Origin of the sequence: Cytobacillus purgationiresistens (assembly GCF_030813235.1) — a bacterium.
Taxonomy (GTDB): domain Bacteria; phylum Bacillota; class Bacilli; order Bacillales; family Cytobacillaceae; genus Cytobacillus; species Cytobacillus purgationiresistens.
The window spans coordinates 120186-142997 of record NZ_JAUSUB010000002.1 but is presented as its reverse complement, the minus strand read 5'-3'; the positions used below and the strand labels follow the sequence as shown (position 1 = coordinate 142997).

At 38.9% G+C, this 22812-nt stretch carries 21 protein-coding genes; 14 read left to right on the top strand and 7 right to left on the bottom strand.

Annotation, left to right across the window (positions count from 1 at the left end; translation table 11 throughout):
• Window positions 1-31 precede the first annotated feature (31 nt).
• Window positions 32-589 carry a competence protein ComK gene (locus J2S17_RS03230; protein ID WP_307471870.1) on the top strand — a complete coding sequence of 186 codons (558 nt, stop codon included), beginning with the start codon at window positions 32-34 and terminating at the stop codon, window positions 587-589.
• A 17-nt stretch (window positions 590-606) separates the two neighbouring features.
• Here J2S17_RS03230 and J2S17_RS03225 read toward each other — a convergent pair whose 3' ends face one another.
• The gene (locus J2S17_RS03225) at window positions 607-987 is read right to left on the bottom strand and encodes a YhjD family protein (protein WP_307471869.1); all 381 of its coding nucleotides are present in this window, start codon (window positions 985-987) and stop codon (window positions 607-609) included.
• Window positions 988-1204: 217 nt separating this feature from the next.
• On the opposite strand from J2S17_RS03225, the gene J2S17_RS03220 reads away from it, so the two are divergent.
• The 9 genes from J2S17_RS03220 (at window position 1205) to addA (ending at window position 15897) form a co-directional block, all read left to right on the top strand.
• Window positions 1205-3205 carry a S9 family peptidase gene (locus J2S17_RS03220; RefSeq protein WP_307471867.1) on the top strand — a complete coding sequence of 667 codons (2001 nt, stop codon included), beginning with the start codon at window positions 1205-1207 and terminating at the stop codon, window positions 3203-3205.
• Window positions 3206-3512: 307 nt separating this feature from the next.
• Window positions 3513-4454 carry an LCP family protein gene (locus J2S17_RS03215; protein ID WP_307471865.1) on the top strand — a complete coding sequence of 314 codons (942 nt, stop codon included), beginning with the start codon at window positions 3513-3515 and terminating at the stop codon, window positions 4452-4454.
• A 93-nt stretch (window positions 4455-4547) separates the two neighbouring features.
• Window positions 4548-5174, top strand: a complete 627-nt coding sequence (locus J2S17_RS03210; RefSeq protein WP_307471863.1) for a TVP38/TMEM64 family protein — start codon at window positions 4548-4550, stop codon at window positions 5172-5174.
• A gap of 31 nt (window positions 5175-5205) precedes the next feature.
• The gene (gene lepB, locus J2S17_RS03205; RefSeq protein WP_307471860.1) at window positions 5206-5763 is read left to right on the top strand and encodes a signal peptidase I; all 558 of its coding nucleotides are present in this window, start codon (window positions 5206-5208) and stop codon (window positions 5761-5763) included.
• A 151-nt stretch (window positions 5764-5914) separates the two neighbouring features.
• Complete coding sequence (locus tag J2S17_RS03200; protein ID WP_307471859.1) at window positions 5915-6226, top strand: CPBP family intramembrane glutamic endopeptidase; 312 nt, start codon at window positions 5915-5917, stop codon at window positions 6224-6226.
• A gap of 387 nt (window positions 6227-6613) precedes the next feature.
• Window positions 6614-7354 (top strand): 3-oxoacyl-ACP reductase FabG, encoded by a 741-nt coding sequence (gene fabG, locus J2S17_RS03195; RefSeq protein WP_307471857.1) that lies wholly within the window; start codon window positions 6614-6616, stop codon window positions 7352-7354.
• A 124-nt stretch (window positions 7355-7478) separates the two neighbouring features.
• Window positions 7479-7766: a hypothetical protein gene (locus J2S17_RS03190; protein ID WP_307471855.1), complete on the top strand. Its 288-nt coding sequence runs from the start codon at window positions 7479-7481 to the stop codon at window positions 7764-7766.
• An 885-nt stretch (window positions 7767-8651) separates the two neighbouring features.
• A complete protein-coding gene (gene addB / locus J2S17_RS03185) occupies window positions 8652-12161 on the top strand; it encodes a helicase-exonuclease AddAB subunit AddB (RefSeq protein WP_307471854.1) in 3510 nt (1169 codons plus the stop codon).
• Entirely contained in the window at window positions 12136-15897 is a 3762-nt protein-coding gene (gene addA, locus J2S17_RS03180) for a helicase-exonuclease AddAB subunit AddA (protein ID WP_307471852.1), read from the top strand. Before addB ends, addA begins: the two co-directional genes overlap by 26 nt.
• 133 nt (window positions 15898-16030) lie before the next feature.
• On the opposite strand, the gene J2S17_RS03175 is transcribed toward addA, so the two are convergent.
• From J2S17_RS03175 to J2S17_RS03150, 6 genes are read right to left on the bottom strand one after another with little or no spacing between them, the layout of a single operon-like run.
• The gene (locus tag J2S17_RS03175; RefSeq protein WP_307471850.1) at window positions 16031-16249 is read right to left on the bottom strand and encodes a spore germination protein; all 219 of its coding nucleotides are present in this window, start codon (window positions 16247-16249) and stop codon (window positions 16031-16033) included.
• 33 nt (window positions 16250-16282) lie between these two features.
• The gene (locus tag J2S17_RS03170; RefSeq protein ID WP_307471848.1) at window positions 16283-16660 is read right to left on the bottom strand and encodes a spore germination protein GerPE; all 378 of its coding nucleotides are present in this window, start codon (window positions 16658-16660) and stop codon (window positions 16283-16285) included.
• 6 nt (window positions 16661-16666) lie between these two features.
• Window positions 16667-16843, bottom strand: a complete 177-nt coding sequence (locus J2S17_RS03165; RefSeq protein ID WP_307471846.1) for a spore germination protein GerPD — start codon at window positions 16841-16843, stop codon at window positions 16667-16669.
• Window positions 16840-17454, bottom strand: coding sequence for a spore germination protein GerPC (gene gerPC, locus J2S17_RS03160; protein WP_307471844.1), 615 nt, complete (start codon window positions 17452-17454; stop codon window positions 16840-16842). Before gerPC ends, J2S17_RS03165 begins: the two co-directional genes overlap by 4 nt.
• A 26-nt stretch (window positions 17455-17480) precedes the next feature.
• Complete coding sequence (locus J2S17_RS03155; protein WP_307471843.1) at window positions 17481-17711, bottom strand: spore germination protein GerPB; 231 nt, start codon at window positions 17709-17711, stop codon at window positions 17481-17483.
• Between the two features lie 15 nt (window positions 17712-17726).
• Entirely contained in the window at window positions 17727-17948 is a 222-nt protein-coding gene (locus J2S17_RS03150; protein WP_307471841.1) for a spore germination protein, read from the bottom strand.
• 245 nt (window positions 17949-18193) lie between these two features.
• Between J2S17_RS03150 and J2S17_RS03145 the strand changes: the two genes are divergently transcribed.
• The 4 genes from J2S17_RS03145 (at window position 18194) to J2S17_RS03130 (ending at window position 22696) form a co-directional block, all read left to right on the top strand.
• Window positions 18194-19789, top strand: coding sequence for a long-chain-fatty-acid--CoA ligase (locus J2S17_RS03145; protein ID WP_307471839.1), 1596 nt, complete (start codon window positions 18194-18196; stop codon window positions 19787-19789).
• 192 nt (window positions 19790-19981) lie between these two features.
• Window positions 19982-21151: a DUF418 domain-containing protein gene (locus J2S17_RS03140; protein ID WP_307471837.1), complete on the top strand. Its 1170-nt coding sequence runs from the start codon at window positions 19982-19984 to the stop codon at window positions 21149-21151.
• A 74-nt stretch (window positions 21152-21225) separates the two neighbouring features.
• Window positions 21226-22134, top strand: coding sequence for a fumarylacetoacetate hydrolase family protein (locus J2S17_RS03135; protein WP_307471834.1), 909 nt, complete (start codon window positions 21226-21228; stop codon window positions 22132-22134).
• 208 nt (window positions 22135-22342) lie between these two features.
• Window positions 22343-22696, top strand: a complete 354-nt coding sequence (locus J2S17_RS03130; RefSeq protein ID WP_307471832.1) for a YisL family protein — start codon at window positions 22343-22345, stop codon at window positions 22694-22696.
• The last annotated feature ends 116 nt before the right edge of the window (window positions 22697-22812 follow it).

Sequence of the window (22812 nt, the reverse complement as noted above, 5' to 3'; positions counted from 1 at the left end):
AATAAAAAATATAATCATGAGGAGTGTAAAGATGAAAAATCGGACAAGCCAATTAATCGAAGAATATGAAATCAATCCCAATACCTTAATGATTAAGCCTATTGAATATGGAAGTAAAATTTACTCGCTTATTTATGAACTGGATGAAGAGACCATTTCCCCATTCAAACCCCTTGATATTATCAAAAAGAGCTGCCGTTTTTTTGGAGCTAGCTATGAAGGCAGAAAAGAAGGTACGAGACAGCTGACAGGCGTCACCCATAAGGCACCTATTACCATTGATCCCACCAATTTTATTTATTTCTTCCCTACGGCTTCAGCCAATAACTCCAGTTGTATTTGGATTTCGTATGAACATGTTTTCCATCATCAGCCAATGGACGGCGGGATGACTGAGGTGGTATTCAAAAATAGACAACTGCATAGCATAGAAGTTTCTCATAATATCTTTCAAAATCAACTCCTAAGAACGGCATTGTTAAAAACAACTTTGAACAGCCGTATCGAAGAATCTGAAAGGAAAGCGATTTATTTCTTTAAAGGAAAAAGGGCAGATAAGGTTTCAGAAAGTATCCAATCCTTAAAATAATAGCTGATTCTTTAGGTTTAACTATCTGTAGCCTCTTTAGGGCTATGCCTTTTATATAAATAAAACTCAAGCAATTCGTGTACTTTATTTCGGATACGGGGGTTAAAGTAGTTATGCTGTTCTTCATAGCCTTTATATAGGAACATGAACATTGTAAAAGCTTCATCACTTTGAACTTGTTGAACTTGAAGCTGTTGGCTATTCATATAACGTTTGACTTCCCCTAATTCTTTTTGAATGACTTTCATCGTTTCTTCCACTAAGTTTAAATAAGGCTGTCTCAGTTTAAAAGGACTTTTATTAATTACAATTAAGTCTCGATTCAATACAATCAAAACCATCGGCAAATAAATTGCCTGCTCCATTATATTCCGATCCTTCTCTGGAATTCTTGTCACAATGGATCATACTCCTTTTAATGAAATAGAACATCTGTTCCTAATATATTTTACCCATTTAAAATTATTCATGCAACCGTAATTTAGTTGAATAGCTATTGAAAACTTTTCCATATCACAAATAAATTAAAGGAACATCTCATTTGCAGTTAAAAAAGCAGGGAAACTATTTCCGATGTCGAAGTATTAGAACAGCTAATGAGGGAGGATGAGATAAATGAGCATACAGAGAAACGTAAAACCTGAGGACTTATTTACATTAAAATCAGTCACTGATCCACAGCTTTCATCTAATGGAAGAGATTGTGTTTTTGTGGAAACAGTGATGATCGAAGAAAAAAATACATATAGCTCTCAATTATTTTACTTAAATGTTGAAGAGAAAAACCAGCCGGTCCAATTAACTTTTGGAGACAATCGCAATCATTCACCTCGCTGGTCGCCAGACGGCAATACTATCGCCTTTATATCCGATCGCGCTGACGGGAAAAGCCAAATATTTATCCTGTCCATGTCAGGAGGAGAAGCGAGAAAAATCACAAATGCGCGTAATGGTGCTGCAAATCCAGTGTGGTCTCCAGATGGAACAACAATCGCCTTCAATGTTTCTTTGAAGAATGGGGAATCACTTGAAGCAGATGGTGAAAAGGAAAGGGAAGAGGAAAAGAAAAACCCGATACCAATAGAAATTGAAAAAATGAAACATAAATCAGACGCACATGGATTTTGGGATGGGAAGTATCAGCAAATTGCCATTGTTCATGTCGAAACGCACAAGGCAGAACTCTTAACATTGGGAACGTATGATTATCAGCTGCAAAGCTGGTCACCAGATGGAAAATATATTGCAGCGGGTGCTGATTTAAGCGAGAACAAGGATTTTTCTTTCCAAAACGATGTATATTTAATCGATCCAAAGTCTAAGGAAATGAAGAATATCACAATTGGCAAAGGAAGCTTTGGTTACGCAACTTGGTCGCCTGACAGCAAGCATATTGGGTTGCTTGGGCAAACAAGAGAATATGAAAATGCAACGTTAGCAAAAATTTGGATTTATAATCTGGAGAAAGAAGAATTAACATGTCTTACAGCTGATTGGGACGTGCTAGTGGGAGATTACGTAGTTGCAGATTTTCAGCAGGGGGTGACAACTCCGGGAATTCTGTGGGGAGAAGATAACAACAGCTTTTACTTCCTAGCGACTGACCACGGAAACACGGTGCTTTATTATGGGACCCTAGATGGAGCGATGTATCCAGCTTTATTGGAGCCACAGCAGCATATTTATGGTGTATCAACAGGAGGAACGCTTGACCGGGCAGTTATTGCACTCAGCAAACCGACTCAACCGGGAGATCTTTTTTTATTAAATGTGATTACTGGCGAAAAAGAGCAGCTAACAAATGTAAATGATGCGTTTTTAAAAGAAGCCGTGCTTGCTGATGCAGAGCCGTTTCAATTCAAGTCATCGGATGATTGGGACATTCATGGCTGGATGATGAAGCCAGCTAATTATGTAGAAGGTGAAAAGTATCCATTGGTAGTTGAAATTCATGGTGGTCCTCATGCGATGTATGCGAATACGTATTTTCACGAATTCCAATCACTTGCAGCTGAAGGGTATGCCGTATTATTTATAAATCCGCGAGGAAGCCACGGGTATGGGCAGGCATTTGTCGATGCGGTTCGCGGTGATTATGGCGGAAAAGATTATGAGGATATTATGGAGGCAGTGGATTACGCTCTATCTGCTTACAGCTTTATAGATGAAGAACGTCTTGGCGTAACAGGGGGAAGCTATGGCGGTTTCATGACAAACTGGATGATTGGACACACAGACCGGTTTAAAGCCGCTGTGACCCAGCGCTCTATTTCGAACTGGATAAGCTTTTACGGTGTGAGTGATATTGGCTATTATTTTACAGAATGGCAAATCAAAAGCGATTTAAATGATATTGAAAAATTATGGAAACACTCACCCCTTGCTTATGTCGATGCAATGGATACACCATTACTCATTCTTCATAGTGAAAAGGATTTCCGCTGTCCAATTGAACAGGCTGAGCAATTATTTATTGCCCTTAAGCATCGGAAAAAGGAGACAAAATTCATTAGATTCCCTGAAGCAAATCATGAGCTATCAAGAAGCGGCAAGCCAAACTTAAGAATCAGTCGTCTGCATTATATTATTAATTGGTTTAAGGATTACTTAAACTAGAATGGTGCTGCAAACCCTCATTAAAAGGTTTGCGGCTTTTTTTTATAAAATTGTTCTATAATTAATAAAATAGGCATTTTAACCGATGATAAGAATAAGGACGGATAAAAAAAGTAAAAATTGCCAAAGTGTAAAATACAAGGCAAAATAGATAAGAGATAGGAAATAATAAAAATAAAAAGAAACTTTTTTCGACTTAAATCAGTCTTATTTAAATGGGGAAACATTTTTTTAAGTGAATGTGGCAGGAAGAGAGCTGCAGACTGGAATTTGATCCCGTTAATATGAATGAGAAAGGAATTTTAACATGAGATCAGATAGACATCAAAAGAAAAAACGAGGGAAAAGAAAGCCATGGAAAGTTATTTTGCTCGTTTTATTTTTACTTATAGGTGGAACATTGGCTTATTCTTATTTCCAATATAAACAAGGTGTACAACAATCAAAAGAGGATGGGTTTTCAGACTTGCCGGATGAGGTATATGAATTTAATGGGGCGAAGGATCAGTATGGCGGAACAAATATCCTCCTGCTTGGAAGCGATTCAAGAGGAGAAGAAAAAGCACGTGCAGATACGATCATGCTCGCTCAATACCATCCAGATAAAGGGACTTATAAATTAATCTCGTTTATGAGAGATATGTACGTTGATATCCCGGGCTACGGGAAAAATAGAATCAATGCATCACTTGCTTACGGCGGTCCGGATTTGTTAAGACAAACGATAAAGGAAAACTTCGGCATTGATTCGCAATACTATATGATCGCGAATTTTGACGGGTTTGTAAAAGTAATTGATGAAGCATTTCCAAATGGAGTTGAAATTGAAGTAGAAAAGGAAATGTCAAAGAATATTGGTGTGACGCTGCAGCCGGGGCTGCAAAGGTTAAATGGAGAGCATTTACTTGGCTATGTTCGCTTTCGCCATGATGCTGTAGGAGACTTTGGCCGAGTAGAGCGACAGCAAAAAGCAATGAAAGCTGTTGCCAGCCAATTTACGAGCTTTCAAACCATTCCTAAATTACCGAAGTTAGTAGGCGTTGTAACGCCTTATATTAATACAAATATGGGGACTGGGGATATACTATATATTGGTAAGGATTTCATTACAAAAGGCAATCCTGGCATTGAATCTATTACAGTTCCTGGAACTGGGATGTACGAAAATGCAAGAATTAATGGGATGTCAGTATTAACTATTAACCTGGAAGCAAATAAACAAGTCATTCATGATTTTTTAGCAAACTAACATTTTTTTAGCTGGCCCAATGAACGGTAGCAATGATTCTGCCAAAAATGCAGTAAGGTTGTTTTTTCATCAGAGAGAAAAGGTGATTTGACGATGGATCTGGAATTACTGAAAGCATGGTTTACACTAGATAATATATTAGCGTTAATTGAAGAATATCGTTCGTTTGGCCCGCTGCCTGGCATACTATTACCTTTGCTTGAAGCCTTTCTGCCTTTTTTACCGCTGTTTTTGTTAGTTATGGCAAATGCCAATGCATTCGGCCTTTGGCTAGGGTTTCTGTATTCCTGGATTGGAACGGTTGGAGGCGCTATGCTCGTCTTTTTATTGATCCGCAGGTATGGACAAGCACGGTTTCTAAGACTCATCAAACAAAACAATAAGGTTCAGAAACTGATGGCGTGGGTAGAGAAACACGGATTCGGTCCATTATTTGTTCTTTTATGCTTTCCGTTCACGCCATCTGCTATTGTAAATATCGTAGCGGGGTTATCAAGAATAAGCATTGCCCAATATGCATTAGCCATTATTACAGGAAAGATGGTTATGGTTTTTACGATGAGCTTTGTGGGCTATGACATTACTTCGCTCGTAACAAAGCCAATCAGAACGGCGATTGTTGCTGTTATTATCATCATCCTGTGGTATGTAGGTAAGCGGATAGAAGTAAAAATGAATATGAGCGTGGAGAAGAATAACCCTCCGAAGTACAAAGGATAATCTTTTGATTTAATGTCAGGAGGGAAATCAAATGAATGATGAATTAAGGAAAGAAAGTAGAGCTTGGTTTAAAGCCATTGCAATAGGGATTATGATATACATGTTTATTCGTATATTTTTCTTTTCCAACTATGTTGTACAGGGTGAATCAATGGCACCTACTCTTGAAGATGGCAATAAGCTGATTGTAAATAAAATGATGACCCAATTTGGTGAGTTGGATAGGTTTGATGTGATCGTTTTTCATCACAATGAACGGGATGATTTTGTGAAGCGTATCATTGGCTTGCCTGGTGATCAGATTGTTTATCATGATGATGACCTGTATATTAACGGAAAGATGATACAGGAAGAGTTTTTGGAAGAGAGGAAAAAGGAAGTGCCGCTCGGTACGAAGCTGACAGGAAACTTTACACTGGAAGAGCTCACAGGAGAAGAGACTGTACCAGAAGACAAGCTTTTTGTTATGGGTGATAATCGGATGGGCAGCTGGGATGGGCGTCACTTCGGTTTTATTGCTACGAGTCAGGTCGTTGGAAAGGTGAATATTTGTTATTGGCCATTGAGTGAAGCGGGGATATCATTTTAATGGAGAAAAGCTAGAAGCTATCAAATTTTTGAGTAGCTTCTAGCTTTTTCTTTTACAAAAGTAATGCTCGCTATTCAATGGATAGCAAGTGATGATCAAGCTCAATATGTTGCTTATACCAAATCTGCGTGGAGTTTTACTGGCAATAATTATGACTTTGATTTACATGTTTTATATTGCCATAACAGAAGAATTTATTTTTCGTGGTTTTCTCATTACAGCATTGAATAAATCCTTTGGCATGCATGTATCCATCATTATAGCTGTGTTTGTGTTTGTTTTCATTGGTCATCTTCCAAAGATCAACCATCTCTTTCATCACCCTCCTTATATCTTTCATTTGTTTGCATTTGGTTTGGTATTATCTTATGCGTATGTTCTATCGGAGTCGCTTTGGCTGAGTGTCGGACTGCATTGGGGATGGAATTTGGGCTCATTTTTGGAAGAGCGAATGTTACTTTAACAAACGAAGTCATGTACTCGTGGATAAATACTATTAGCTGGTTGTTGGTATTGGTCGATGTCTTTTTATTAATGTTGATTTACTGGATATATGGAAAGGATATAAAAAAAGAGCGATATCAATAAAAGAAAATTATTTTTTTGGAAAATTAAAATTTATTATTTTAAATTATAGGGATTTTGACATAAATTGATATAATATTAGTGTATTGGAAGTAAAAAGAAAGGAATGTGCTGCTGAAATTTGAAACAAAAGGCAAAGTGTACAGTAATATCAAAAATGATATACATAGTATTTTGAACTATATGGATGTTAAAGAAGATACTAATCTAGTAAATTAATATATTATGACTGCATCCATTAGAATCATAATTGGAGGTGTTTGCTTTGAGATTAGAAGGAAAAGTAGCAATTATTACAGGAGCAGCAAATGGGATTGGCTTTGCAGCAGCGGAAACATTCGCGAAAGAGGGAGCGACGGTAGCGCTTGCAGATTATCAAGCGGATTTAGGTGAATCCAAAGCGCAATTACTAAGAGATAAAGGCTACAATGTGAATTTTTATCAAGTGAATGTGGCTGATCGCAAAAGTATTGATGAAATGGCCAAAGCAGTCGAAGAAGACTTTGGGACCATTGATATTTTAGTGAATAATGCAGGGATAACAAGGGATGGCATGCTTGCGAAACTGACCCCTGCAGATTTCCAAGCAGTTATAGATGTGAATTTAACAGGCGTTTTTCATTGCACCCAGGCTGTCTTGCCTATCATGCTCGCCAAAGGTAAAGGGAAGATTATTAGCACTTCTTCCGTTTCAGGCGTAAACGGCAATGTGGGCCAAACCAATTATGCAGCAGCAAAAGCAGGTGTAATTGGCATGACAAAAACATGGGCGAAGGAACTCGGACGAAAAGGAATTAATGTCAATGCAGTGGCACCAGGTTTTATTGAAACGGCGATGACTGCAGCAGTTCCGGACAAGGTTATTGGACAAATGAAAATGATGGTTCCGCTCGGAAAGCTTGGCAAGCCCGAGGATATTGCCAATGCATATCTCTTCCTTGCTTCAAGTGAAGCAGACTATGTGAATGGAGTAGTGCTTCACGTAGACGGCGGAATTATGATGTAAATAGATAGAAGATTATAAAAAGTATTCCTATAGGAAGCTAAAAGGTGCGTTCGTATGAATAGAAAGCCTCTTAAAGGCCCTTTAGCATGCATAGCAGCCGCCAATTTGGCCAACTATTGCCAGTATGAAAGAAAAAGCAGTAAAAGTGCAACTAGTATGGCCAACTATTGCCAGTATGAAAGAGAAAGCAGTAAAAGTGCAACTAGTATGGCCAACTATTGCCAGTATGAAAGAAAAAGCAGTAAAAGTGCAACTAGTATGGCCAACTATTGCTAGTATGAAAGAAAAAACAGTAAAAGTGCAACTAGTATGGCCAACTATTGCCAGTATGAAAGGAAAAAGCAGCAAAAGTGCAACTAGTATGGCCAACTATTGCCTGTGCGAAAGGAAAAAGCAGCAAAAGTGTAACTAGTTGAATTAAATCGATAAACCTTGGTTAGATTACTCCATTATTTATAAAAGTGCCCAGGAAAAATTATCAGACTGAATTAAATAATGGCATTTCAGAAAAAGGTTATTGACCTTCTTTAACATGCAAGAGCTTAATTCCTTACTATCGAAAGAAATAACATTGAACTCCACTTGTTCTTCCTTCTTTGTTTGTGGTTCACTGATCTATAATTAAGGATTTTACTTTATACACCTCAAATTCAGGAGTTGGTGTACATTCCGCTAGTGCAAATGTCACATGTAACAACATAATATACAAATATTGATTTCTTTTTGCCACTTTCATAGAGCCCCCCTGCAAAAACTTTAAAATAATATCCCATCAACTATATAAATAGAATAAGCAGAGTAGTCCACTCTGTTGAACTCCTCTACCAATCCCCTTCTAGAAAGAAGGGATACTATTTATTAACGGCGAACCCATAGATCGATAGCGCACATGATTGAGACACGTAATGAAAAAGACAATAGTAGAGTGAAAATGCTCATGTAATCCATTTAGGAGTAACTCCAGTACTTGAATATGGTAAAGGGGTTTATTCTAATTCACTCCCAGTGATTTTTCAATCATGTGGTTAAACTGAATCATCAAATGGACTAACCTGGACAATCTCTAATTCAATAAAATCTATGATTTATGTGGTAAGATATTGAATATAAAATAGAGCATTTCAGATTGCATGGATTGAAAGATTGAAAATGCTGATTGGCATGGAGCTAAGGGCTCGAGGTCTTAAGTCAAGCCAACCCAAAAAGGAAAAATCACCTTTTTCGGTTGACTTGTCTTAAGCTTGTCGCCCCTGAGCGAGCCACCTCCGCATTTCATAGAAAGTGAGTTGAAAAGTAGATGTCCGTTCGTTTATTAATTGGCCGTTCAGGGAGCGGGAAAACAGAAACGTGTTTAAATGAAATTAGACAAGAATTAAAATCTGCGCCGGATGGCAGGCCAATCATCTATTTAGTGCCGGAACAGATGACATTTCTATCAGAATATAAATTAATTAATACACCGGGCCTAGGCGGTATGATACGCAGCCAAGTGTATTCCTTTACGCGCCTTGCATGGCGGATACTGCAGGAAACGGGTGGAATGAACCGCTATCATTTAAATAGCACGGGCATTAGCATGCTCATTCGAAAAATTATTGATGATAAAAAGGATGAATTGAAGCTATTTCAAAAGGCTGCTGATAAAAATGGTTTTATTCAGCAAGTTGAGCAGATGATGACGGAATTTAAACGATATTGCATTCAGCCCGAAGAATTGGCAGAGAAACAGGCCGAATTAGAGGCGGGTGGAAAAGCGCAAAAGGCATTAATGGACAAGCTGCATGACCTTGAGTTAATCTATGGAAACTTTGAGAAGTCTTTAATAGATAAATATGTAGATTCTGAGGATTACTTTCAGCTATTGAGCGAAAAGGCGAGTGAGTCAAACTATTTAAAGCAGGCTGAAGTGTTTATTGATGGCTTTTATAGTTTCACACCTCAGGAATATAGCATTATCGACCAATTGATGAAGGTGTGTAAGAAAGTAACAATTACGCTCACGCTGGATCAGCCATTCAGCCATGCTGCGCCTGACGAGTTGCATTTATTTAGAATGTCTGGTGAGACATGCCAAACCTTGTACGAGATGGCTAGAAATAATGGCTTACCTGTTGATGAGACAGTTCTAACCGAAGGGCTAAGATGGAACCATGGCTCATTACAACATTTGCAGCAGCATTTTGATACGAGACCGGCAGTAGCATTTGAGGGAGAATCAAAGATCAGTATTGCATATGCAGTCAACCGTCGAGCAGAAATTGAAGGCGTTGCACGGAAAATAAACCAGCTCGTTCGTGAAGAAAAAATCAGGTATCGTGATATCGCTGTTCTCGTGCGGAATGGGCATGAATATCACGAGATTATTTCTACGATATTCGCAGATTATCAAATTCCATTTTTTATTGATCAAAAACGGACCATGCTCAATCATCCAGTCATTGAATTGATTCGCTCAAGTTTAGAAATCATTTATGGCAACTGGCGGTATGAACCGATTTTTAGGGCGATCAAAACGGAGTTGCTTTTCCCAACTAAATTAGCTCCAGAAGTGCTGCGAGAAAAGATGGATCGTTTGGAAAATTATGTTCTTGCTTATGGTGTTCAAGGTTCGAAGTGGACGAATAAGCAGAGGTGGACGTATCGAAGAATGAAAGGGCTTGAATTGGAGAATACTGCCCAGACAAATGCAGAACAGGAGATTGAGCAGGAATTAAATAAATTACGAGAAATGATTACTGCTCCTTTATTACGACTTTCGAGGCGGTTGAAAAAGGCAGAGACTGGCCGTGCATTTTCTGAAGCGCTTTATCTATACCTGGAAGAAATAGATGTGCCGATAAAAATTGAGAAATGGCAGATGGCAGAAGAAGAGAATGGGAATCTTGTAAAGTCGAGAGAGCATAGCCAGGCATGGAATGAGGTTATTGAACTATTGGATCAATATGTGGAGATGCTTGGGGAGGAGGAAGTGTCACTAAAGCGCTTTGCTTCTGTTCTGGATGCAGGGATGGAATCACTACAATTCAGCTTAGTTCCACCTGCAATGGATCAAGTTGTCACGGCAGATTTGGAAAGGTCACGGGTGTCTGACATTAAAGCTGCTTTTGTAATTGGGCTAAATGAAGGTGTGTTGCCAGCAAAATTTCCTGAAGAGGGTGTCCTAGCAGACGCGGATAGGGAGCGCTTGCTGGCAAGTGGCATGAAAATGGCACCTGCGACAAAGCTGCGTTTATTAGATGAGGAATTTCTTGCATATAAAGCGTTTGTCACACCATCGGATTGGCTCTATATTAGCTCTCCGCTTGCAAACGAGGAAGGAAAGGCGTTAATGCCTTCACCGTATATTAAACGACTGACTGACTTGTTTCCAAATGCAAAGGAATTCTTCTATATGGCAGATCCTGCTGAGCTTAAAGAAGAAGAACAGTTGGAGTTCGTGGCAAACTTCAATACGGCATTAACCTATCTGACTTCACAATTGCAGTTAAAGAAAAGAAACTATCCAATTTTTGAATTTTGGTGGGATACGTATAATGTGTACATGCAAAATGTGCGCTGGAAGGGAGTGGCCTCCAAGGTTCTTTCAAGCTTAAATTATGAAAATCGTACGGCACAATTAAGCGATCAAGTAAGCAAAGATTTATACGGTGACACGATACAGGCAAGTGTATCGAGAATGGAGCTTTTCCATAGCTGTCCATTTTCCCATTATGCCCAGCATGGTCTAAAGCTGAGAGAGCGCCAAGTGTATCGTTTAGACGCACCTGACATTGGTGAACTTTTTCATGCCGCCTTAAAATATATTACTGAAACTGTAATGGCTAATAAGATGGCATGGAATGAAATGACTAAAGACCAATGTGAAATCCTTGCTAAAGAGGCAGTTGAAATGCTTGCTCCAAAATTACAAAACGAAATTTTATTAAGCTCGAATCGCCACTACTATATTAAGAGGAAATTAGAGCAAATCATTAGCCGAGCTTCTTTTATTATGAGTGAGCATGCAAAAGCAAGCGGCTTCGCTCCTGTTGGTCTCGAGCTGGGGTTTGGACCAAATGGAGAGCTGCCATCACTTGCCTTCCCACTGAAAAATGGAACAAGGATGGAATTGGTTGGAAGAATTGACCGCGTGGATAAAGCTCAGGATGAAAAGGGTGTTTTCTTGCGCGTAGTTGATTATAAATCCAGTGCAAAGGATTTAAACGTAAATGAAGTTTATTACGGTCTGGCCTTACAGATGCTGACTTACCTAGATATTATTATTGCCCATTCAAATGATTTGATTGGTGCTGAAGCTGATCCGGCAGGCGTACTTTATTTTCACGTACACAACCCGATGATCAGCGCAACTAAGATGTTGTCGCTAGAAGATATTGAAAAAGAGATATTTAAAAAATTTAAAATGAACGGTCTTCTTTTAGGGGAGGAAAATGTGGTTAGATTGATGGACCAGACGTTTGAGACAGGTGATTCTCCAATTATATCAGCTGGATTCAATAAGGATGGGTCATTATCAAAGCGATCTAAGGTTGCAAGCAAACAGGAATTTAATGATCTCCGTCGTTTTGTACGCCACAAATATAGTCTAACAGGCAATCAGATTACGAGCGGGCAAGTGGATATTTCACCATACAAAATGAAGGAAAAATATCCATGTACATTTTGTGCTTATAAATCGGTTTGTCAGTTCGATGAGTCACTTGATTCAAATGAATTTAGAATCTTAGATACAAAATCTAAGGAAGAAACACTTGAATTAATGCGCGAGGAGGTGGGGAAAGATGGCGAAGACAATCATACCGCCTAAGCCGATAGATGCTACATGGACAGACGACCAGTGGAAGGCAATCATGGCAAAAGGCCAGGATATCCTTGTTGCGGCAGCAGCAGGGTCTGGTAAAACAGCAGTCCTTGTCGAAAGAATCATTTCGAGAATCATCTCTGAAGATGAACCTTTAGATGTAGACGAATTATTGGTGGTGACCTTTACCAACGCTTCTGCGGCGGAAATGCGCCACAGGATAGGAGAAGCGCTGGATAAAGCGATTCAGGCTAATCCAGCATCGAGGCATTTAAGGAAGCAGGCGACATTGCTGAATAAAGCTTCTATCTCGACTTTACATTCATTTTGCTTGGAGATCATTAGAAAATACTATTATATGATCGATGTCGATCCAGCTTTTCGCATTGCAGATGAAACGGAAGCCCAATTGTTAAGAGATGAAGTGCTCGAGGAGTTATTTGAAGAGGAGTATGGCAAAGAAGGAAACAATGAATTCTTTGATCTTGTAGATACTTTTACGAATGATCGCAGCGATACAGCCTTGCAAGATGTGATTCGCAATGTGTATGATTTCGCGCGGTCAAATCCCTCTCCAACAGAGTATTTGGATCATCTTGTGAGCATGTATGATGTTGATGAGGAAATGGACCTGGAGCAGCTTCCTTTTGTTCAGTATGTGCTTGACGATATCACCCTCCAGCTAAACGGTGTCAAGCAACTGCTTGAGCACGGTCTGCAGCTGACAAAGCAACCAGGAGGGCCAGCTCCGAGGGCAGTCAACTTTGAGAATGATCTTCAACTTGTTGAAACGTTAATAGAAGCGAAAGATCTATCATGGAAAACGCTTTATGAAGCAATGCAAACCTATAAATTTGGCACTTTAAAAGCTTGTAAAGGTGATGAATTTGATGCGGAGCTTGTAGAAAGGTCTAAAAAGCTGAGAGACCAAGCAAAGAAAATGCTGCAAAAGATGAAAGATGAGCTATTTTTGCGAAAGCCTGAAAGCTTTATCCGTGATATGAAGGAAATGATGCCGTATATCTCAGGCTTATCTAATCTTGTAAAGGCCTTTTCAAAAAGATTTGAGCAAGTAAAGGTTGAAAAAGGTCTTGTCGATTTTGCAGATTTAGAGCATTATTGCTTAGCGATATTGGGGGATATTCAAGAGGATGGGACGATTAGTCCTACAGAAGCAGCCATCGGGTGCAGACAACAGTTTAAAGAAGTGCTGGTAGATGAATATCAGGATACGAATATGGTCCAGGAAGCAATTCTGCAATTGGTTACATCAGATTCGGAGCAGGAAGGCAATCTATTTATGGTTGGCGATGTAAAACAATCAATTTATCGATTCAGACTGGCAGAGCCGAATTTGTTTTTAGGAAAATATAATCGATTTACAGCAGCTGGCGATGAAGGTGGGCTGCGGATTGATTTGGCAAGAAACTTTCGCAGTCGTAAAGAAGTATTATATGGAACAAACTATATTTTTAAGCAAATTATGGGCGTATCGGTCGGTGAAATAGAATATGATGTTGCTGCTGAACTTGTAAAAGGCGCTTCCTATCCTGAAGAGAGTAGCCACCCCATTGAACTAACAATGATTGATTTAGCAGGAAGTGACGATCAGAAGAGCGAGGAATCGGAGCAAGAGGGATTTGATACAGCCGATCTTGAGCAATCGCAATTGGAAGCAAGGTTTATGGCGACTAAAATTAAAGAAATGATTGTTAGTCGCAAAGAGGTATACAATCCAAAGACTAAATCCACACGTCCGGTGATGTATCGTGATATCGTAGTTTTGCTTCGCTCAATGACATGGACACCGCAAATAATGGATGAGTTTAAGCAGCAGGGCATACCGGTTTATGCCAATTTAGCCAACGGCTATTTCGAAGCAACAGAAGTTTCCATTATGATGTCATTATTGAAAATCATAGATAACCCTTATCAGGATATTCCATTGGCATCTGTGCTCAGATCACCAATTATTGGCTTAACTGAAGACGAGCTCGCAAAAATTCGCATTCACAATAAAAAGGGTGCTTTCTATGATGCAGTAACTGCTTTTTGTACTGGTAAGCCTACGCCAGATAACGAGGAACTCTATGATAGGCTAAAACCCTTTATGGAACAGTTGAAAAACTGGCGGAAGATGGCAAGGCAGGGATCTTTATCAGAATTAATTTGGCATTTGTATAGAGAAACACGATTTTATGATTTTGCTGGAGGCATGCCAGGAGGCAAGCAAAGGCAAGCGAATTTGCGGGCTCTCTATGATCGCGCACGACAATATGAAGCTACTTCATTTAGAGGGTTGTTTAGATTTTTGCGATTCATTGATAGAATGCGCGAGCGTGGTGACGATCTTGGTGCGGCACGTGCGCTTGGCGAGCAGGAAGATGTTGTTCGTGTCATGACTATTCACAGCAGCAAGGGGCTTGAATTTCCTTTTGTATTTATCGCAGGGCTTGCGAGAAACTTTAATACAATGGACTTGAAAAAATCATATTTGCTTGATAAAGAATTAGGCTTTGCCTATAAATATGTGAATGCAGAAAAACGCATTTCATTTCCCTCACTGCCACAGCTGGCTTTTAAAAGGAAGAAGAAAATGGAAATGATTTCCGAGGAAATGCGTGTTCTTTATGTCGCTTTGACAAGAGCGAAGGAGAAGCTATTTCTTGTGTCTTCTGTAAAAAATGCCGATAAAAAAATAAAAGACTGGCAAATGGCAGCAAATTCTGCGGAATGGCTGTTAAATGACTATTCTCGGTCGAGCGCAGCCAGCTATCTTGACTGGGTCGGTCCATCGTTAGTACGTCATCAGGATGGAGAAAGAATCCGCGGAGAAGAAGGAAATATCAGTCCCCTGTTAAGTGAAGAGATTGTTGCTCATTCATCTTGCTGGGATATACAAGTAATAAGTGGCGAGGAAGCAGCAGTCTTACATGAAGAGGAGAATGAGGAAAAGGACAGTCTGCTTGAAAAGGTATATAAAGGTGAGCAGGTTCGAGTCGATTCACCGTATTTAGAGAGAATTTATGAACAGCTTTCCTGGTCATATCCTCATCGAAGTGCGGCCAGATCCCGATCTAAACAATCCGTTTCAGAAGTAAAGCGGCAAAAGGAAATCTTCTCAGTAGAAGAAAGCGGAACGGAACTGATGTCAAACTTCAAGAAACCGCTGCTAAACCGTCCGCTTTTTATGCAAGAGAAAACATTATCGCCTGCTGAACGGGGAACGGCCATGCATACGGTTATGCAGCATCTTGATTTTAATGAAGAATGTACAGAAGAAGCAATCGCAGCAAAACTTGAGATGCTGGTTCAAAGAGAATTATTGACAAGAGAGCAAGGAGAAATCATTGATCCAGGTCTTGTTGTTTCCTTTTTAACAACAGAGTTAGCCGGAAGAATGAAAGCGGCAGTCGACTTGCAGAGAGAAATTCCTTTTAGTTTATCACTTCCTGCAAGTGAAGTTTATCGCGAGTGGGATGGTGCAGACGAGGCCGTTCTCGTACAAGGGATTATCGATTGTGTATTTGAAGATGAAAATGGCTTGGTCTTAGTTGATTATAAGACTGATCGTATAACAGACCGTTTTAAAGGTGGATTAGAAGAGGCTGTCCCTCAGCTAAAAGACCGTTATCAAACCCAAATCGAAATGTATACAAAAGCACTCGAACTAATATTGAAAAGGAAAGTGAATGAAAGGTATTTATTTTTCTTTGATGGTGCACATACGTTGAAAATATAGCTACTAGTTCGTTGGTTGAACTTAGAACTTAATTAGGAAAGCTTATTAACAGTTCAAAAAAAGATTTGCCACTGTCGTTTTCGACAGTGGCATTTAAATTATGAGGACCTATGATTGCCGCAGGCACCGAAAATTAATTATTCCCAATATTCGGTTGATCGACAAGATTTGTATCAAGAACATTGCTGGCGCTCAGACCGTTATTTGTAATGATAAATCCACCAGTATTCGCTGCGCCAGATCCCGTTGTAGATTTGGAATTACTTTTAGGGGAAATATTGAGGGCATCACCAAATTGAACAATGCCGCCTCCCACATTTACAATTTGTACCGGACCAATAATCGCTGGCATAAATAACATCCTTTTTAGAAAGAAAATAACTGACTATGGAGTAGGATTTGGGAGAAGCTGACGAAAATGCTTGACCCTAGATTCCAAAGAAATATCTTTTGTACTCCCGATATGGAGGAATGAGCTTGCGGATACACCGATAATATCAATCTTGTTCACTTTAATGATCGGCTGGAGATGGAAGGTTTGAATATCGATATTTTCTGTTATTGGACTGACCTGAAACGGTTCCGTGAAAATATCGTATTCAGAAAAGCTGCCTTCTTTACCGTAGAACACATCTGTGTCCCGCTGTAACGCCAACGCCCTGGAAAAGCCTTGAATATAAGAAGTATCACCAATTTCAAATATGGATGAAAATCCAAAGGTGTCTACCTTAATATGATCGACGACAGATGTTCTTTTTAACATATCACGTTACTCCGGAGTGAGCGGCACAAATGGCCCGATAATTAATGACTCGGGTGGTGTATCGAAGGTTGAGGCGAGCTGTATGGTTTCAGCATCTCCAACTAGAAAGATAGAGGAGCTGGCGACAGCGATAATTCTAACATCATTAACGCATAGCTCTCTGTTATATACTTGATAATTCATTCCTGCTTCGTTCCTTTCATATTTTCGGGTAAGTGGCTTAAGAAGGCATGAACCCCATTTGCAATTTCCTTTTTAAGCTGTTGGATTACTTCTTCGTTTTGATGGAGATGATCATCTGCAGATTGTCTTATAGGCTGTTGTTTTAAATAAAAATCGATTCGTTTAGAAAGCTGTTTTCTAACATCCTCTTTAATAAATTCAGTATAGGATTCACCGGAGGCCATATTTAATTTTGCTTCAGCTTCTGCAACGATTTGGGGTAAGTCGGCTTCTATGAAGCGATACATTTCATTTTCGATTTCTATGTTCCGCTTTAATAAGTTTTTAGGTGACGCAGGCGTATTCATCTCTTTATTATCTACTGAAAAATCATCTATATCTTGAAAGTCGGAAGGGTTTAAACCAATATTTAATGTACCTTCAAGTGATTCCACTTTAAGCTGATCAAATTTATATTCAATTTTATCGATATGAATCGGTTGTTTGTCTCGATATTCTAATGATTCATCTTGCAGTTTCTTAAACTTTTTCTCGAGATTTTCTATTCTCTTATCCTGGTTTTGAATATAAGCTTGCAGCTGATGAAGGTAACCATATATATCTTGATTCATCTACATCACCACCCTTCTTGTTTTCATTATGGCTTGGCTGGAGCAACTAACGGTACAAAGGGAGTCCCGACAACAGTTCCTTCAGACAGAGGCGTATCAAATTCAGGAGCAGGCTCAGTAAACCCGCCAGTATTATATAAATGGGACGATGGTTTAATAATGCCTGCGCTGCCAATTTGGAAGACCGAAGAGTTTGAAACTCCGCCGATTTTAATCAACTGTATATGAATGGATTGCTGAATATAAAAATTACTCATATGACCACCCGATCTCTAAGCATTAAAGTAGTTTCCTTGGTCCACCCCATCATTATCGTACGTATTCGTTGAGCTATAATGGTTGACAACCTCAAGGCCATCCCCGGTATTGAATGATCCAGCTCCTGAAAATGTTTTAGCATTTGATAAAGGCATGATCTTATAAACATCTCCAATATTAAAAACAGAACTGCTCCCGATTGAAATGACTTGAACCGCTCCGACAATTGCTGGCATTTATGAACATCCTTTTCATATCATTTACTTTGATAAGCGCTTTAGGCATAACCCAGGTTTGCTTATTTACAGTTATCGTATGTGCCTAAAGAGATATTGTGATACAAAAAGCCCAAATTTCTTTCTCACTCGTTTTCATAAAAAAATGTTCTATAACAGAGAGGAAAAATATAGCTGTAATTGTTACAATTATGCTAAAATAATTATAATCAGAAATTTTAAATTATTTGTGAGGTGTTTTTTCGATGAACGTACCTTTAATTTTATCGCAGTTTTTAGACCGTGCTGTACGGTTATATGGTGAAAAGGAAGCGATATATGGTGATAACAAAGTACTGACGTATAACCAGCTCAATAAGCGCGTCAATCAGTTATCTCATGGCCTTAAGTCTTTGAATGTCAACAAAGGGGATCGAATTGCGTATTTAGCACCCAATTCCATAGAGATGCTCGAAGGGTTTTATGGGGTTTTACAGGTGGGAGGCATTATGGTGCCGCTCAATATCCGCTTAAAGCCGGCTGATTATGTATTTATTTTAAATCATAGCGAATCAAAGGTATTGTTAGTCGATCAAGACCTTTACCAGCTTATACAGCCTGTTAAGGATCAATTAACAACAGTAGAAAAAATCATCGTTCATTATAAAAATGATGATACGAATGAAACCGGTTACGACGCATGGCTATCAAGTTTTTCAGCTGAGAAGTATGAAAGAGAGTATTTAGAAGAAGATGATGTATGCAGTCTTCTCTATACAAGTGGCACAACCGGGAATCCAAAGGGCGTCATGCTTACACATCGCAATAATTACTTGCATGCCTTGAGTACGATGCACCATATTCGTGTAAACGATCAAGATACACTTATTCATGTGCTCCCAATGTTTCATGTGAATGGCTGGGGATCGCCATTTTACTATACAGCAAACGGTGCTTCCCAAGTATGCCTAAGGAGAACAACGCCTGAGGCGATTTTTTCCGCATTGGAAAAATATAAGGCTACTGTGCTCCATATGGCTCCAACCGTGCTGAATACCTTAATGCAATATTATGAGCGGTATACGCCTAGATTTGAGCATTCGATAAGGATTGTCATTGCAGGATCTGCACCGCCTCCAGCTTTTGTGACAAGAGTAGAGGAAGAGATGGGGTGGGAATTCATCCAGGTATACGGGATGACCGAATCGTCACCATTAAGTACAGTATCAACCATTCGCTCTCATTTAGATCATCTATCGGCAAAGGAAAAATATCGCATGAAAGCAAAAGCAGGCTATGAAATGATTGGTGCAGAAGTCAGGGTGCTAAATGAATTAGGTTATGAAGTTGAACCTAATGGCAAAGATATAGGAGAAGTAGTGGTTAGAAGCAACGGAGTGATGAAAGGGTATTGGAAAAATGATGAGGCAACGGCTGCTGCGATTTTAAACGGCTGGCTTCATACTGGTGACATGGGCACAGTTGATCACTATGGCAATATTGATATCGTCGACCGCAAAAAGGATATCATCATCAGCGGCGGAGAAAATATATCCTCTATTGAAATAGAAGGCATCCTATACGAGCATCCAGCAGTGCTGGAAGCAGCAGTTATTGCAGTTCCACACGAGAAGTGGGGAGAAACACCACATGCTTTCGTCGTGCTGCGAGACAAACAATCTACAACTGAGGAAGAGTTAATCTCCTTTACAAGAGAGAATATGGCACATTTTAAAGCGATAACAGGGGTGACATTTATTGAAGAACTGCCGAAAACGGCATCAGGAAAAATCCAAAAGATACATCTTCGCAACGATTATTGGGAAGCCAAAGGGGGACATGACGGCAGATATGTCAATTAGATAAATGGAACGGGGATTGCAGCTGAGAAACCTGCAATCTTTTTTCATTGTGCTTGGCAGTTGATTTGTTGAGGAAACATCCTTGCAGTTATAATGATTAATGTATAAGTTTCCATCTAAGGGCTAGACATGGTAAATGAAATCATTTTATGATGTAGTAGCTACTTGTTTTTTAAGAAAAGGAGATTATATATGTATCCGATATCTGACCAGAGCAGAATCACCTCAATTGATATCATGAGGGGGTTTGCATTACTCGGAATTTTTCTTGTGAATATGCTTTCCTTCCATTCCCCTTTCATTTACATTGATCCCTTCACATGGTGGAATGATGGTACGGATCGAACGGTGTTTATGCTCATTGATGTGTTTGTGCAAGCGAGCTTCTATCCTTTATTTGCCCTCTTATTTGGTTATGGTGTCATGATCCTAAGAGAGCGCGTGATCCTAAAAGGTTTATCTTTTCCGCTGATTGTATTCAGAAGGTTTTCCTTTTTGCTAGTTATTGGTCTTTTGCATGCGTTTTTTATTTGGCACGGTGATATTTTAGTAACTTATGCTCTACTTGGCTTTATATTTATTCTTTTTGTGAAAATGTCGGCGAAGAATTTAATTATTATTGGAATAGTCATATACACCCTGCCTAATATTCTATTAAGCTTGCTCTTGATTTTGGCCACATTGATAGAGCCTGAAAGCGGGATGACTCCATTTGTAAATGTTCAATCTTATATGGATACTTATCAAAATGGGTCGTTTGCTGAGATCACTTCTCAGCGAATTGCGGATTGGTATTTCACTAATAATCTTGGAACGTTTCCAATCTTAGCTATTTCCATTCTACCGTTATTTTTAATTGGAGGCGGAGTACAGAAACTTAAATTGCTTGAAAACATGGAAAATCATAAAAAGCTGATTCAAATGCTTGCTGCCTTTAGCTTGATCATTGGATTGATGTTCAAATCACTTCCTTATTTATGGGATGAAAATATGGCGGCACAATATATCCAAGACATTTTTGGCGGTCCGCTGGTGGCTATTGGGTATGGTTTATCGATTGCTCTCTTAGCTAACCAGAGAAGCATGAAAAAGATTTTATCGCCATTGACTTATGTTGGACGTCTTTCTTTAAGTAATTATCTTTTTCAATCCATTGTGTCTTCATTGATATTTTATGGGTATGGCTTAGGATTCTATGGTGAAATTTCAGTCCTATATGGTACGCTTATGGTTGCAGTGATTTTTATTATTCAAATTCTGTTTAGCCGTTTATGGTTGCAGTATTACTACTATGGTCCATTTGAATGGCTATGGAGAAGTTTCACATATTTTCACCTGCCAAGAATGAAAAGAATGCTATAAATAGCTGCATATCATAATACATTCAGAAAAATCTGCGTTATACTGGTTTTGAGAATACTAAATGAGGTGAAGATATGAAGTTTTTAACAGTCAATCATCATGGGTTGGAGAAATACGGAGTGTTAGTAAACAATGATACTAGCTTTCTCCCTCTTAAGGAAGCAGCTGAGAAGAAATATGGTGAAAATCGATTACCGGATACACTAATCGCAAGTATTGCTTCCAGTGAGGAATTGCTTAATGAAGCAAAGCATTTGAGCGAGTGGGCAGAAACAAATTCAGCGGCTGCTGAACTTGTATTGCCATTAGATGCGGTAGAAATATTGGCACCCATTCCACGCCCCTCAAAAAATGTTTTTTGTGTTGGGAAAAACTATGCTAAGCATGCAATTGAAATGGGGAGTGCAGCAGACATTCCGGAAGACATCATAGTTTTTACAAAATCTCCTACAGCTGTAACAGGGTCAGACATGGAAGTGCTGAATCACAGTAAACTAACTTCCCAGCTTGATTATGAAGGAGAGCTTGCGGTTGTAATAGGCAAGAAGGGAAAAGGGATTTCAGAAGAAGATGCATTGGACTATGTCTTTGGTTATACGATTGTAAATGATATCACGGCAAGAGATTTGCAAAGTAAACATAAACAATATTTTATTGGAAAAAGCTTAGACACATCTTGTCCGATGGGACCATGGATTGTAGATTCAGCAACGATTGATAACCCAAATTCTTTGACCATCCAAACCAAGGTAAATGGGGAATTAAGACAGGACTCTAACACACAGCAATTTATTTTCCCAGTGGAAAAAGTGATAGCAATTTTATCTCAAGGAATGACACTTGAGCCAGGAGATATTATTGCAACAGGGACACCGGCAGGAGTAGGTAAAGGTTTTAAGCCACCACGTTTTTTAAAGCCAGGGGACGAAATTGAAATATCAGTAGAAAATATCGGTACGCTTACTAATCGGTTAGAAGCTTAAAAAAAATTCAAAGAATGGACACAATATGTACAGGATTGGTTAAAGTTCAATCATTAGTTTAGAATTTAAAGAATGATTATGGTATGATGAAAACGAATTCATACCCATTGTTACAGGCTTTAACCAAGATGGTAAAGGTTGTAATAAGAACTTATAAAACAATTGGTTCGTTTAATGGAAATATTAATTATTGAAGGAGGTTTTTTACATGACACATGCTCACTTATCTACGTGGATAGTCGCATTCATATTATTCTTCGTGGCACTTATGTTGCAAAAGAACGGTAAAGACAAGGTTGTACATATGATTTTAAGACTTTTCTATTTACTGATCATCGCTACAGGTGTAATGATGCTTGTATCCATAAGTAATATTGATTTAATGTATGTATTAAAATCTATTGTAGGTCTTTGGGTTATCTCCATGCTTGAAATGATTTTAGTTCGCAGGAAAAAAGGCAAGGCAACTACAATCTTATGGGTACAACTCATTGTTGCTTTCCTACTAGTGTTATACCTGGGCTTAAGCCTTCCACTAGGCTTTACTCCTTTTATGAAATAGGCTAATAATCCTAGAAAAAGCTGCTTTTTTAAGCAGCTTTTTCTTTTTTTAATGTCTTTATTCCTGTATTTGTGTTATTTTTAAAATGAATAAACAAACAAGAACAGTCATAATAG

Coding starts and splice junctions, on each gene's coding strand:
- lepB (WP_307471860.1), top strand. CDS start 5,206: ATGAATGATGAATTAAGGAAAGAAAGTAGAGCTTGGTTTAAAGCCATT.
- J2S17_RS03200 (WP_307471859.1), top strand. CDS start 5,915: ATGACTTTGATTTACATGTTTTATATTGCCATAACAGAAGAATTTATT.
- J2S17_RS03175 (WP_307471850.1), bottom strand. CDS start 16,249: ATGCCAGCGATTATTGGTCCGGTACAAATTGTAAATGTGGGAGGCGGC.
- J2S17_RS03190 (WP_307471855.1), top strand. CDS start 7,479: ATGAAAGAAAAAGCAGTAAAAGTGCAACTAGTATGGCCAACTATTGCC.
- J2S17_RS03165 (WP_307471846.1), bottom strand. CDS start 16,843: ATGAATTATCAAGTATATAACAGAGAGCTATGCGTTAATGATGTTAGA.
- J2S17_RS03230 (WP_307471870.1), top strand. CDS start 32: ATGAAAAATCGGACAAGCCAATTAATCGAAGAATATGAAATCAATCCC.
- addB (WP_307471854.1), top strand. CDS start 8,652: ATGTCCGTTCGTTTATTAATTGGCCGTTCAGGGAGCGGGAAAACAGAA.
- J2S17_RS03170 (WP_307471848.1), bottom strand. CDS start 16,660: ATGTTAAAAAGAACATCTGTCGTCGATCATATTAAGGTAGACACCTTT.
- J2S17_RS03150 (WP_307471841.1), bottom strand. CDS start 17,948: ATGCCAGCAATTGTCGGAGCGGTTCAAGTCATTTCAATCGGGAGCAGT.
- gerPC (WP_307471844.1), bottom strand. CDS start 17,454: ATGAATCAAGATATATATGGTTACCTTCATCAGCTGCAAGCTTATATT.
- J2S17_RS03220 (WP_307471867.1), top strand. CDS start 1,205: ATGAGCATACAGAGAAACGTAAAACCTGAGGACTTATTTACATTAAAA.
- J2S17_RS03135 (WP_307471834.1), top strand. CDS start 21,226: ATGAAGTTTTTAACAGTCAATCATCATGGGTTGGAGAAATACGGAGTG.
- J2S17_RS03215 (WP_307471865.1), top strand. CDS start 3,513: ATGAGATCAGATAGACATCAAAAGAAAAAACGAGGGAAAAGAAAGCCA.
- J2S17_RS03140 (WP_307471837.1), top strand. CDS start 19,982: ATGTATCCGATATCTGACCAGAGCAGAATCACCTCAATTGATATCATG.
- addA (WP_307471852.1), top strand. CDS start 12,136: ATGGCGAAGACAATCATACCGCCTAAGCCGATAGATGCTACATGGACA.
- J2S17_RS03210 (WP_307471863.1), top strand. CDS start 4,548: ATGGATCTGGAATTACTGAAAGCATGGTTTACACTAGATAATATATTA.
- J2S17_RS03130 (WP_307471832.1), top strand. CDS start 22,343: ATGACACATGCTCACTTATCTACGTGGATAGTCGCATTCATATTATTC.
- J2S17_RS03145 (WP_307471839.1), top strand. CDS start 18,194: ATGAACGTACCTTTAATTTTATCGCAGTTTTTAGACCGTGCTGTACGG.
- J2S17_RS03155 (WP_307471843.1), bottom strand. CDS start 17,711: ATGAGTAATTTTTATATTCAGCAATCCATTCATATACAGTTGATTAAA.